11 protein-coding genes are annotated in these 12,005 nt (G+C 73.1%); 10 read left to right on the top strand and 1 reads right to left on the bottom strand.

What is annotated here, in order from left to right; genetic code table 11:
• The first annotated feature begins 514 nt into the window (after positions 1-514).
• From ACFW6P_RS04405 to ACFW6P_RS04395, 3 genes are read left to right on the top strand one after another with little or no spacing between them, the layout of a single operon-like run.
• A complete protein-coding gene (locus ACFW6P_RS04405) occupies positions 515-1,429 on the top strand; it encodes a hypothetical protein (RefSeq protein ID WP_386422911.1) in 915 nt (304 codons plus the stop codon).
• Positions 1,426-2,607 carry a type VII secretion-associated serine protease mycosin gene (mycP, locus tag ACFW6P_RS04400; RefSeq protein WP_386358229.1) on the top strand — a complete coding sequence of 394 codons (1,182 nt, stop codon included), beginning with the start codon at positions 1,426-1,428 and terminating at the stop codon, positions 2,605-2,607. Before ACFW6P_RS04405 ends, mycP begins: the two co-directional genes overlap by 4 nt.
• Positions 2,608-2,651: 44 nt before the next feature.
• Complete coding sequence (locus tag ACFW6P_RS04395) at positions 2,652-3,380, top strand: SseB family protein (protein WP_386422909.1); 729 nt, start codon at positions 2,652-2,654, stop codon at positions 3,378-3,380.
• Positions 3,381-3,569: 189 nt separating this feature from the next.
• On the opposite strand, the gene ACFW6P_RS04390 is transcribed toward ACFW6P_RS04395, so the two are convergent.
• A complete protein-coding gene (locus tag ACFW6P_RS04390) occupies positions 3,570-3,926 on the bottom strand; it encodes a DUF1844 domain-containing protein (protein ID WP_386358225.1) in 357 nt (118 codons plus the stop codon).
• Positions 3,927-4,330: 404 nt separating this feature from the next.
• Between ACFW6P_RS04390 and infC the strand changes: the two genes are divergently transcribed.
• The 7 genes from infC (at position 4,331) to pheT (ending at position 11,715) form a co-directional block, all read left to right on the top strand.
• Positions 4,331-4,969 carry a translation initiation factor IF-3 gene (infC, locus tag ACFW6P_RS04385; protein ID WP_229906527.1) on the top strand — a complete coding sequence of 213 codons (639 nt, stop codon included), beginning with the start codon at positions 4,331-4,333 and terminating at the stop codon, positions 4,967-4,969.
• Positions 4,970-5,075: 106 nt separating this feature from the next.
• Positions 5,076-5,270 carry a 50S ribosomal protein L35 gene (gene rpmI, locus ACFW6P_RS04380; RefSeq protein WP_003977225.1) on the top strand — a complete coding sequence of 65 codons (195 nt, stop codon included), beginning with the start codon at positions 5,076-5,078 and terminating at the stop codon, positions 5,268-5,270.
• Between the two features lie 98 nt (positions 5,271-5,368).
• Positions 5,369-5,752: a 50S ribosomal protein L20 gene (gene rplT, locus ACFW6P_RS04375; protein WP_386422908.1), complete on the top strand. Its 384-nt coding sequence runs from the start codon at positions 5,369-5,371 to the stop codon at positions 5,750-5,752.
• Positions 5,753-5,842: 90 nt separating this feature from the next.
• Complete coding sequence (locus tag ACFW6P_RS04370; RefSeq protein WP_386358223.1) at positions 5,843-6,703, top strand: TrmH family RNA methyltransferase; 861 nt, start codon at positions 5,843-5,845, stop codon at positions 6,701-6,703.
• A 53-nt stretch (positions 6,704-6,756) separates the two neighbouring features.
• Entirely contained in the window at positions 6,757-7,899 is a 1,143-nt protein-coding gene (locus ACFW6P_RS04365) for an ATP-binding protein (RefSeq protein WP_386358221.1), read from the top strand.
• Positions 7,900-8,056: 157 nt separating this feature from the next.
• Positions 8,057-9,178 carry a phenylalanine--tRNA ligase subunit alpha gene (gene pheS / locus ACFW6P_RS04360; RefSeq protein WP_386358219.1) on the top strand — a complete coding sequence of 374 codons (1,122 nt, stop codon included), beginning with the start codon at positions 8,057-8,059 and terminating at the stop codon, positions 9,176-9,178.
• On the top strand, positions 9,178-11,715 hold the full coding sequence (gene pheT / locus ACFW6P_RS04355; RefSeq protein WP_386422906.1) for a phenylalanine--tRNA ligase subunit beta: 2,538 nt from the start codon (positions 9,178-9,180) through the stop codon (positions 11,713-11,715). The genes pheS and pheT overlap by 1 nt, the downstream gene beginning before the upstream one ends.
• Positions 11,716-12,005: the final 290 nt, after the last annotated feature.

Genomic DNA, 12,005 nt, shown 5'->3' with positions numbered 1-12,005 from the left:
CCGTCAGGGGACCCCGGCGGGAGTTTCGCCGGAGGCGACCGATCGCCTGTTCGGCTTTCCCGCCCCTGGCCACGGCCCGGACGACCGCGCCACGACGTCGCCGAACACGTCGCCGGACCGGCGGGGCCGTCAGGGGACCCCGGCGGGAGTTTCGCCGGAGGCGACCGATCGCCTGTTCGGCTTTCCCGCCCCTGGCCACGGCCCGGACGACCGCGCCACGACATCGCCGAACACGTCGCCGGACCGGCGGGGCCACCAGGGCGCCCCCGTGGAAGGCCCACCGGGGACGACCGACCGCCGCCCGTCCCGTCTTCCCACGCCCCGCCCCGCAGGCGCTGCCCCCGACGAGCAGGCGTCCGAGACGACCGCACGCCTGCGGCCCGTGCCCGCCGATCCCGCCGCGTCCTTCGGCCACCCGGCCGGACCCAGCACCGCCACGCGCCCGGGCACCCCGCCCCACCCTCCGCAAGAGCCACAGCCGGGAGCGGCCGCCGGGGCCGGTCAGGGCACTCGTGTGCCGCCGGGGCCCTCCGCCCCCACCGTCGCCCCCGACCCCTCGCTGTCCTGGAGCGCCCCCCTCACCCCCGGCGGCGTCCCCGGCCACACGCGCCCCGTCGTGTCGTTCGGGCAACCCGAGGGCTACGACGCCGACGCCCGGCCCCGGCCGCTCGGACGGCGGGGAGCCTCGCAGACCGCCGCCGCCGCCGTCTGCCTCGTGCTCGGGCTGGGCCTCGTCTCCGGCGCGGTCACCGGCAGCTGGCTCGTCGGCGACCCCGGAGAGAAGGGCACGCGCAGCACCTACACCGCCGCCGGAAGCCTCTGGCACAGCGTCCCGGTCGACCAGCTGTTCCCGCCCACCGTGCAGGGCCGGGGCGCCGGCCCCGGCGGCGCCGACCGGGCCTGGACCCGGATCGCCGTCGCCCCGGACAGCGGCTGCAAGGACGCCTTCGACCCGCTGCTGCACAAGGTCCTCGCCCCCGTCGGCTGCGCACGCCTCCTGCGCGCCACCTACACGGACGCCACCGAGAGCCACGTGACCACCGTCGGTCTGCTCTTCACCACGGCCGACGCCCCGGGCATGACCTCCCTCGCGAACCGTTTCCGCAAGGAGCGCCTGGACCGCCGCACCGACCTCATGCCCCTGCCGTACGCCGCGAAGGGCACCCCCGCCGCGGACTTCGGCGCCGGGCAGCGCGCCTCCTGGACCGTCTCGGTACTCACCGATGCCCCGGTCGTCGTCTACGCCGTGTCCGGCTGGGCCGACGGCCGTTCCGTCGACGACCCGCAGCCCGCCGAGGACGCCCTGGCGTCCGGCGCCACCAGTGCCCCCGCCCAGGCCGGCCTCGGCCACGAGGCGCAGGGCCTGGCGGACCGCATCGAACGCGACCTCCGCAAGAACGTCCGCTCGGCCACGGAGCAGCCGTCGTGAAAGCCGTCGTGTCCCGCAAGGGCGGGCTCCTGAGCGTCCTCCTCACCGCCGGCCTCGTTCTGGCCGTCCCGCCGGTCACCGCCCACGCCGACGGCATCCGGAACCGGCAGTGGGCCCTGGAGGCCATGCACACCCAGGAGGCCTGGCAGACCACGAAGGGCGCGGGCGTCACCGTCGCCGTCCTGGACACCGGGGTCGAGGAGGACCACCCCGACCTGGCCGGCAACGTCCTCCCCGGCCGGGACCTGGTGGGCTTCGGAGCCGAGCGCGGCGACCGCGCCTGGGCCCGTCACGGCACGGCCATGGCCGGGATCATCGCCGGCCACGGCCACGGCCCGGGCAACTCCGAAGGCGTCCTGGGCATCGCCCCCGAGGCCAGGATCCTCCCCGTCCGGGTGATCCTGGAGGACGGCGACCCGTCCCGCGCCAAGGCCCGCAGCACCCGCGGCAACGCCCTCGCCGAGGGCATCCGCTGGGCCGCCGATCACGGCGCCGACGTCATCAACCTCTCCCTCGGCGACGACTCCGCCTCCGCGCACCCCGAGCCCACCGAGGACCAGGCCATCCAGTACGCCCTGAGGAAGGGCGTGGTCGTCGTCGCCTCCGCCGGCAACGGCGGCGAGAAGGGCGACCGCATCTCCTACCCGGCCGCCTACCCCGGCGTCATCGCCGCCACGGCCGTCGACCGGGCCGGCACCCGCGCCCCCTTCTCCACCCGCCGCTGGTACGCCACCGTCAGCGCCCCCGGCGTCGACGTCGTCATCGCCGACCCGGACCACAAGTACTACGAGGGCTGGGGCACCAGCGCCGCCGCCGCCTTCGTCTCCGGCGCCGCCGCCCTGGTCAGGGCGGCCCACCCGGACCTGACACCGGCCCAGGTCAAGTCGCTCCTGGAGGACACCGCCCGTAACGCCCCCGTCGACGGCCGCGACGACTCCCGCGGCTTCGGTTTCATCGACCCGGCCGCCGCCATCAAGGAGGCGGAACGCCTCGACGACGGCGGCCTCAGGTCGGTGTCCTACGGCGCGGAGTACTTCGGCGACGGCCCGGACGAGGCGTCCTCGGACGACGGCACCGCCGACTGGGCCGCCCCCCTCGCGGGCAGCGCCGGCGGAGTCCTGCTGGTCGCCGCGGTGGTGCTGTGGCGCGGCCGACGCACGGGCCGCGAGGACTGCTGAGCCGCCGCCGGGGACCGCGCACCCTGCCGATAGGGTCGACGACCGTGGCGAACAAGAACATCCCCGACCCCGGCTTCTCCGACGACGACGGCTCCGCCGACCCCCGGCTGAGCGCGGCGCTCGCCGCCTGGTCCGAGGACCGCACCGCCGTGGGACCCGTCCTGGAGGCGCTCAAGGGCGCCCGGCTGCTCGTCCCCGTCGTCGCCGTGCTCGGCGAGGTCGAGGAGGACGAGCGGGGACTGCGCCGCGAGAAGACCAGCGACATGGCCGTACCGACCCTGAAGGCCGGTAACCGCACCGCTCTGCCGGCCTTCACCTCCACCGACTCCCTCGCCCGCTGGGACCCGGCCGCCCGGCCCGTCGCCGTACCCCTGCACCAGGCCCTGCAGGCCGCCGTGCACGAGAAGGCGGACACGGTCGTGCTGGACCTCGCCGGTCCGGTGCCGTTCGAACTGACCGGACCCGCCCTGCTCGCCCTCGCGGAGGGCCGCGACACCACCGATCCGCTCGCGGACCCGGCCGTGGTCGACGCCGTACGCGCGGCCGTGGCCGGCGAGCCCGCCGTCCTGCGCGCGCACCTCGGGCCCGGACGGGCCGACGGCACCCTCGCCCTGGTCCTCGACCCGTCCGCGGCTCCCGCCGAGGCCGCCCGGTCCGTCGCCGGGCGCCTGGCCGCCGACGAGACACTGAGGGCCCGCCTGGTGCGCGGTCTCGACCTGGCACTGCTGCCGGCCGAGGCGACGCCCCCGGGCGAGCCCCTCTACGTCCGCTGACCCCCAGGGCCTGTCGTTTGGATCAGCCCGCAGACGGAGGGTCTGGCACGCGCATCTACCGCGTTGTCGTCAGTCGCCGACGCTCCGTGTCGACTCCCTCCTCCGCCTTGCATCTGCACGCACCAGACCCCGCTCACCGGCGTTGACCAGCACGGTCCGTTTCCTGCGACCTGATCCACACGACAGGCCCTAGCCGTAGACCGGGCCCGTGTACTTCTCGCCCGGGCCCTGACCGGGCTCGTCCGGCACGAGCGAGGCCTCGCGGAAGGCCAGCTGCAGCGACTTCAGGCCGTCGCGCAGGGGCGCCGCGTGGAACGAGCTGATCTCGGTGGCGGAGGCGTCCAGCAGACCGGCCAGCGCGTGCACCAGCTTGCGGGCCTCGTCCAGGTCCTTGTGCTTCTCGCCCTCCTCGGTCAGACCGAGCTTCACCGCGGCGGCACTCATCAGGTTGACGGCGACCGTCACGATCACCTCGACCGCCGGGACCTCCGCGATGTCGCGGGCCATGGCGTCGAAGTCGGGGGACTCAGGAGGGGTGTCACTCATGCCCCTCACGATAGGTGCAGCACGGGCGCACCCCGCACCGGACCCCGGCCCCTCCACGAGGGCCCGCAATTAGCCGTTCCTGGCCTTTGCTGGTAATCTCGGGTAACGACCGGCCGGACACGTATGCCTCACAGCCCACGAGCCCGGCCCACAAGTGGAGGTTTTCGAACTCCCACCCGACCACTCTCAGGGCGGCGGGTCACCGGTCAGACGGTCCCGTCCCGCGACGGCGATCCGTCCGAAAGCGCGCCCCGCGGTCCCTGCGGCGGTGCTCCGGTAGTTCGAGGAGCCCCGCCTGGGAATCGTCGGGGCATTTTTGTTGCCTCTGCGCGGTTAGGTCTAACGAACACAGACGTTACGCGGCCGTCCGCCAGACCGCCGCGTGGTGCTACCGAGGAGGATCCATCAGCGCCGAGCCCCGCATCAACGACCGGATTCGCGTTCCCGAGGTGCGACTTGTCGGTCCCAGTGGCGAGCAGGTGGGCATCGTCCCCCTGGCCAAGGCACTGGAGCTTGCGCAGGAGTACGACCTGGACCTGGTCGAGGTCGCGGCGAACGCCCGTCCGCCCGTGTGCAAGCTCATGGACTACGGGAAGTTCAAGTACGAGTCGGCCATGAAGGCCCGTGAGGCGCGCAAGAACCAGGCGCACACGGTCATCAAGGAGATGAAGCTCCGGCCGAAGATCGACCCGCACGACTATGACACCAAGAAGGGTCACGTCGTCCGGTTCCTCAAGCAGGGCGACAAGGTCAAGATCACGATCATGTTCCGTGGTCGCGAGCAGTCCCGGCCCGAGCTGGGCTACCGGCTGCTGCAGCGTCTCGCGGAGGACGTCCAGGACCTTGGCTTCGTGGAGTCGAACCCGAAGCAGGACGGCCGGAACATGATCATGGTCCTCGGTCCGCACAAGAAGAAGACCGAGGCGATGGCCGAGGCTCGCCAGGCGCAGGAAGCCCGCAAGGCGGAAGCGAAGGCCAACCCCGGCAAGTCGCAGAACGCCGCGGAGTCCGAGGCGCCGGCTGAGGAGCCCGCCGAGGCGTGACCCCCGGGACGCCAGTCCCAGGAAACAACCGAAACAAGACGACGCTCCACCGTGCCCGGTTTCACGACCGGGCACCGGAGCGCCACCGACGAGGAGAGACGGCGCTATGCCGAAGAACAAGTCGCACAGCGGTGCCAGCAAGCGCTTCAAGATCACCGGCTCCGGCAAGGTGCTCCGCGAGCGCGCCGGCAAGCGCCACCTGCTCGAGCACAAGTCGTCCCGTGTGACGCGTCGCCTCACCGGCAACGCCGAGATGGCCCCGGGCGACGCCGCGAAGATCAAGAAGCTTCTCGGCAAGTGACGCCCCGGCGCGTGAGCGCCGGACGCACGTCAGACCGGGACCCAATCGATTTCGGGCCGTGTGAGGATCACCGCGGCCCCGCTACAAGGAGTTAAGAAGTGGCACGCGTCAAGCGGGCAGTCAACGCCCACAAGAAGCGCCGGGCGATCCTCGAGCAGGCCTCCGGCTACCGCGGTCAGCGTTCGCGCCTGTACCGCAAGGCCAAGGAGCAGGTCACCCACTCGCTGGTCTACAACTACAACGACCGCAAGAAGCGCAAGGGTGACTTCCGCCAGCTGTGGATCCAGCGCATCAACGCCGCCGCCCGCGCCAACGGCATGACCTACAACCGCTTCATCCAGGGTCTGAAGGCCGCGAACGTCGAGGTCGACCGCAAGATCCTGGCCGAGCTGGCCGTCAACGACGCGGGCGCCTTCGCGGCCCTCGTCGAGGTCGCCCAGAAGGCGCTGCCGAGCGACGTCAACGCCCCCAAGGTGGCCTGACGCCGGCGCTCAGCCCAGGCGACTGAAGGACCCGCAGGCCGGACGGCCTGCGGGTCCTGCTGTGTAGGAGTTACGGAGAAAGCGAACCGGATGTCCCCTGCCACCCCCGAGCTCATCTCGCCCCGCTCCCCCCGCGTCCTGGCCGCGCGGCGGCTGGCCAAGCGGAACGTCCGGGGCAAGGAGCGGCTGTTCCTCGCGGAGGGACCGCAGGCCGTGCGGGAGGCCGCCGGGCACCGGGCCGGGGACACGGCCACGCTCGTGGAGTTGTTCGCGACGCTCGAGGCCGCCGAGCGGTACGCCGACATCGTGGCGGAGGCCCGGGACGCCGGAGCCCGGGTGCACCTGGCTTCCGAGCAGGTCATCGCCGACATCTCCACCACCGTCACCCCCCAGGGGCTGGTCGGGGTCTGCCGGTTCCTCGACACGCCCTTCGAGGACGTGCTGCGGGCCCGCCCCCGGCTCGTCGCCCTGCTCGCCAACGTCCGGGACCCCGGCAACGCGGGCACCGTGCTGCGCTGCGCCGACGCCGCCGGCGCCGAGGCCGTCGTCCTGACCGACGCCTCCGTCGACGTCTACAACCCCAAGGCCGTCCGCGCCTCCGTCGGCTCCCTGTTCCACCTGCCCGTCGCCGTCGGTGTCCCCGTCGAGCAGGCCGTCGAGGGGCTCAGGGCCGCCGGTGTGCGCGTCCTCGCCGCCGACGGGGCCGGCGACCGCGACCTCGACGACGAACTCGACAAGGGCACCATGGGCGGGCCCACCGCCTGGGTCTTCGGCAACGAGGCCTGGGGGCTGCCGGAGGAGACCCGCGCCCTCACCGACGCCGTCGTCCGGGTCCCGATCCACGGGAAGGCCGAGAGTCTGAACCTCGCCACCGCCGCCGCCGTATGTCTGTATGCGTCGGCGCGTGCACAGCGCGCCCCCGGAGGGTGCCGCTCCGTCACCGGGAGCTAGTAGGGTGACCAGCTCAGGGACCCTCCGCGGAGCCTGAGAGGTGGGGTACGGGGATGAGCGTCGGCACGAGCAGCGCACCGGGGGCCCCGGACGCCGGGAGCCCGCCCGCCGCGTCCGGGCCGTGCGGTGATCCCGTCGGCCTCGGCATCGGCCCCGACCAGTTGCCCGACGGACTCGTCGTCGCCGACGAGCATGGCCGCGTCGTCTGCTTCAACACCGCCGCCGAGCGCATCACCGCCGTCCGCGCCCAGGACGCCCTCGGGCGGCGTCTGGAGAAGGCCCTGCCGTTAGAAGACCTGGAGGGCCGGCGCTGGTGGCAGCTCACCGATCCCTACGGCGGCCTCGCGATCCGCGTCGGACAGCCCGAGCGCAACCTGCTGCTGCCCGGCGGGCGCGAGGTGCTGGTCTCCGCGCGCTACGTCCGCAGCCGCCCCACCGGACCTCTCCGCCGCCTGGTCGTCACCCTGCGTGACACCGAGGCCCGTCGCCGCACCGAGCGCAGCCACGCTGAGCTGATCGCCACCGTCGCCCACGAGCTGCGCTCCCCGCTCACCTCCGTCAAGGGCTTCACCGCCACCCTGCTCGCCAAGTGGGAACGGTTCACCGACGACCAGAAACGGCTGATGCTGGAGACCGTCGACGCCGACGCCGACCGCGTCACCCGGCTCATCGCCGAGCTGCTGGACATCTCCCGCATCGACTCCGGCCGCCTGGAGGTGCGCCGCCAGCCCGTCGACATCGGCGCCGCCGTCGGCCGGCACATCCAGGCGTACGTCGCCGCCGGGCAGAGCGCCGACCGGTTCCTGCTGCGTGTCCAGCAGCCGCTGCCCGGCCTGTGGGCCGACCCCGACAAGATCGACCAGGTGCTCGGCAACCTGCTGGAAAACGCCGTGCGGCACGGCGAGGGAACTGTCACGATCGACATCACGGCCACGGCGTCCCCCCGCGAGGGCGAGGACGCCGGCACGTCGGTCACGGTGAGCGACGAGGGGCCCGGCATCCCGGAGGAGTCGATGAACCGCGTCTTCACCCGCTTCTGGCGGGGCAGCAAGCGTGGCGGCACGGGCCTCGGGCTCTACATCGTCAAGGGCATCGTCGAGGCCCACGGCGGCACCATCACGGTCGGCCGCGCCCCGGGCGCGGGCGCCGAGTTCCGATTTACGTTGCCCGTGAGCGCTCCGGCCTACCTGGCCTGAGCCGCCCGCGGGCGCATTCGCCTATGTCCACCCCGTTAGACTCGGCCCTTGGCACCTTTGTGTCCCTCCAGACGGCCGTCGGAGCCGGTGACGGGGACCTTCAGCCTGGGGGCACCTCCCAGCGACAGCTGGGGGACAATCGGAAGCACGGGAAGAGATGTCGGCACCGAATAAGTCGTACGACCCGGTCGAGGTCGAGACGTTGAAACCGGAAGAGATCGAGCGCATGCGGGACGAGGCGCTCGCCGCCTTCGCCGCCGCGGACTCCCTCGACGCGCTCCACGAGGCCAAGGTCGCCCACACCGGCCCCGCCTCCCCGCTGGCCCTCGCCAACCGTGAGATCGGCGCGCTGCCCCCGCACGCCAAGGCCGACGCCGGCAAGCGCGTCGGCCAGGCCCGCGGCGCCGTGAACAAGGGCCTCGCCGCCCGCCAGACGGAGCTGGAGGCCGAGCGGGACGCCCGGGTGCTGGTCGAGGAGGCGGTGGACGTCACGCTGCCCTACGACCGGGTGCCGTCCGGCGCCCGGCACCCGCTGACCACGCTGTCGGAGCGTATCGAGGACGTCTTCGTGGCCATGGGCTACGAGGTCGCCGAGGGTCCGCAGGTCGAGGCGGAGTGGTTCAACTTCGACGCGCTCAACATCGGCCCGGACCACCCGGCCCGCGGCGAGCAGGACACGTTCTTCGTGCAGAGCCCGAACGGCGACGCCGAATCCGGTGTCGTCCTGCGCACGCACACCTCGCCCGTGCAGATCCGCTCCCTGCTCGACCGCGAGCTGCCCGTCTACGTCATCTGCCCGGGCCGCGTGTACCGCGCCGACGAGCTGGACGCCACCCACACCCCGGTGTTCCACCAGGTCGAGCTGCTCGCCGTGGACGAGGGCCTGACGATGGCGGACCTCAAGGGCACGCTGGACCACATGGTCCAGTCGCTGTTCGGCGCGGACATGAAGACCCGGCTGCGGCCGAACTTCTTCCCCTTCACCGAGCCGAGCGCCGAGATGGACATGCTCTGCTACGTCTGCAAGGGCGAGTCCGTCGGCAACGCCGACCGCCCCTGCCGCACCTGCTCCTCCGAGGGCTGGATCGAGCTCGGCGGCTGCGGCATGGTCAACCCCCGCGTGCTGCGGGCCTGCGGTGTCGACCCGGAGAAGTACAGCGGCTTCGCCTTCGGGTTCGGCATCGAGCGGATGCTGATGTTCCGCCACAACGTCGAGGACATGCGAGACATGGTCGAGGGTGACGTCCGGTTCACCCGGCCGTTCGGGATGGAGATCTGATGCGGGTCCCGCTTTCCTGGCTGCGGGAGTACGTCGAGCTGCCGGCGACGGAGACCGGCCGGGACGTCCAGGCCAAGCTCATTTCTGCCGGTCTGGAGGTCGAGACCGTCGAGCAGCTCGGCGCCGACCTCAAGGGCCCCCTGGCCGTCGGCCAGGTGCTGACGATCGAGGAGCTGACGGAGTTCAAGAAGCCGATCCGCTTCTGCACCGTCGACGTGGGACATGCCAACGGCACCGGCGAGCCCCAGGAGATCGTCTGCGGCGCCCGGAACTTCGCCGTCGGCGACAAGGTCGTCGTGGCCCTGCCCGGCGCCGTCCTGCCCGGCGACTTCCAGATCGCCGAGCGCAAGACCTACGGCAAGATGTCCCGCGGCATGATCTGCTCCAGCGACGAGCTGAGCATGGGCGACGACGGCAGCAAGGGCATCATCGTGCTGCCCCCGGAGACCGAGGTCGGCCGGGACGCGATCGAGCTGCTGGAACTGGTCGACGAGGTCCTCGACATCGCCGTCACGCCCGACCGCGGCTACTGCCTGTCGCTGCGCGGCGTCGCCCGCGAGACCGCCACCGCCTACGGCCTGCCGCTGCGCGACCCGGCCCTGCTCGACGTGCCCGCGCCGAACGCCTACGGCTACCCGGTGCGGATCTCCGACCCCACCGGCTGCGACCGCTTCACCGCCCGCACGGTGACCGGTCTGAGCGCCGAGGCCCGCTCCCCGATCTGGCTCCAGCGCCGGCTGCAGAAGGTCGGCATGCGCCCGATCTCCCTCGCCGTCGACGTCACCAACTACGTGATGATGGAGATCGGCCAGCCGCTGCACGCCTACGACCGGAGCCTGGTCCAGGGCACGATCGGCGTGCGCCGCGCCGAGGCCGGCGAGAAGCTCACCACCCTCGACGGCGTCGAGCGCACGCTGGACGCCGAGGACCTGGTGATCACCGACGACCGCGGCCCGATCGGGCTCGCCGGTGTCATGGGCGGCGCGAACACGGAGATCGCGGACGACTCCGCCCGAGCAGGGGAGACCCCCAACGACGTGGAGAACGTCACGGCGGACGTCGTCATCGAGGCGGCGCACTTCGACGCCACGTCGATCGCCCGCACCGCGCGCCGGCACAAGCTGTCCTCCGAGGCGTCCCGCCGCTTCGAGCGCGGCGTCGACCCGCAGGCGGCCGCCGCCGCCGCGCAGCGCACCGTCGACCTGCTGGTCCTGCTGGCCGGCGGCACCGCCGAGGCGGGTGTCACCGAGGTCGCCGCGCCGACCGCGCCGCGCACCGTCACCATCCCGGCCGACCACCCGGACGGGGTCGCGGGCGTCGTCTACGGCCGCGAGACCGTCGTCCGGCGGCTGCAGGAGATCGGCTGCGTGGTGTCCGGGCAGGATGAACTGCTCGTCACCGTGCCGTCCTGGCGGCCGGACCTCACCGACCCGAACGACCTGGCCGAAGAGGTCATCCGTCTGGAGGGCTACGAGAACCTGCCCTCCACGCTGCCCAGGCCTCCGGCCGGCCTCGGCCTGACGGACCGGCAGCGGCTGCACCGCCGCGTCGGCCGCGCCCTGGCCGGTGCCGGGTACGTCGAGGCGCTGAACTACCCGTTCATCGCCGAGCAGGTCTTCGACCAGCTCGGCCTGGAGAAGGACGACCCGGCCCGCAAGGTGGTGAAGCTCAGCAACCCGCTGAGCGACGAGGAGCCCGCGCTGCGCACGTCGCTGCTGCCGGGTCTGCTCGCCGCCCTGCGCCGCAACGACGGCCGCGGCTCGCACGACCTCGCGCTGTTCGAGTCCGGTCTGGTCTTCCGGCCGCGCGAGGAGCAGCGGATCGCCGCCGTGCTGCCGGTCGACGGCCGTCCGAGCGACGAGGAGCTCGCCGAGCTGGACGCCGCGCTGCCCGACCAGCCGCGGCACGTCGCCGTCGTGCTCGCCGGCGCGCGGGAGCAGGCCGGCTGGTGGGGCAAGGGCCGTCCGGCCGACTGGGCCGACGCCGTCGAGGCGGCACGGGCCGTCGCCCGGGAAGCCGGTGCCGAACTGGTCATCCGCAAGGGGCAGTACGGGCCGTGGCACCCGGGCCGCTGCGCCGAACTGGCGGTCACCGCCGACGGTGCCGAGCGGGTCGTCGGCCACGCCGGTGAACTGCACCCGCGCGTCGTGAAGGCGCTCGGCCTGCCCGCCCGCACCTGTGCGATGGAACTCGACCTGGACGCGGTGGAGGCCGCCGGGGACGCCATGGTCGCGGCGCCGCGGATCTCCACGTTCCCCGTGGCCACCCAGGACGTCGCCCTGGTCGTCGACGCGTTCGTGCCGGCCGCGGACGTCGAGGCGGCGCTGCGGGACGGAGCCGGTGAGCTGCTCGAGTCCATCCGGCTGTTCGACGTGTACGAGAACGCCGAGCAGCTGGGGGAGGGACGGAAGTCCCTCGCGTACGCGCTGCGGTTCCGCGCGGCCGACCGGACGCTGACCGTCGACGAGGCCTCCGCGGCCCGGGACGCGGCGGTCGCCCTGGCCGGTGAGCGGCTGGGGGCCGAGCTGCGGAGCTAGTGCCGAGGGCGGGTCACCTCACTCGTTTGAGTGGTGATGGTCGGTGATCCCGCCGTTTCGGGCGGACTGTCCCACAGAATCGGGCCGGGCGGTTAGGGGGGGGGCGGGTGTGAGTTGGGGGGGGCGGTGGGGGGGGGCGCGGGCTGGTGCGCATCCGCGGCCCGGGGGGGGGGGGCGGGCTGGGGGCGCGGCGCGGGGTCGGTGGTGCCGTGGGGGGCTCACCACACAGGTTTGTGGGGTGAGGTGGGGGCCCCCGGCGTTTGGGCGGGGCCGGCCCCACCCAACCGCCC

The organism is Streptomyces sp. NPDC058741 (assembly GCF_042746715.1).
Classification (GTDB): domain Bacteria; phylum Actinomycetota; class Actinomycetes; order Streptomycetales; family Streptomycetaceae; genus Streptomyces.
Note: the sequence above shows the minus strand (reverse complement) of the source record. Positions and strands in the feature narration are given on the sequence as shown.

What these genes read in the sequence shown, in the direction of transcription:
- ACFW6P_RS04365 (WP_386358221.1), top strand. Translation starts at nt 6,757, where the DNA reads ATGAGCGTCGGCACGAGCAGCGCACCGGGGGCCCCGGACGCCGGGAGC.
- pheT (WP_386422906.1), top strand. Translation starts at nt 9,178, where the DNA reads ATGCGGGTCCCGCTTTCCTGGCTGCGGGAGTACGTCGAGCTGCCGGCG.
- ACFW6P_RS04370 (WP_386358223.1), top strand. Translation starts at nt 5,843, where the DNA reads ATGTCCCCTGCCACCCCCGAGCTCATCTCGCCCCGCTCCCCCCGCGTC.
- pheS (WP_386358219.1), top strand. Translation starts at nt 8,057, where the DNA reads ATGTCGGCACCGAATAAGTCGTACGACCCGGTCGAGGTCGAGACGTTG.
- rpmI (WP_003977225.1), top strand. Translation starts at nt 5,076, where the DNA reads ATGCCGAAGAACAAGTCGCACAGCGGTGCCAGCAAGCGCTTCAAGATC.
- ACFW6P_RS04390 (WP_386358225.1), bottom strand. Translation starts at nt 3,926, where the DNA reads ATGAGTGACACCCCTCCTGAGTCCCCCGACTTCGACGCCATGGCCCGC.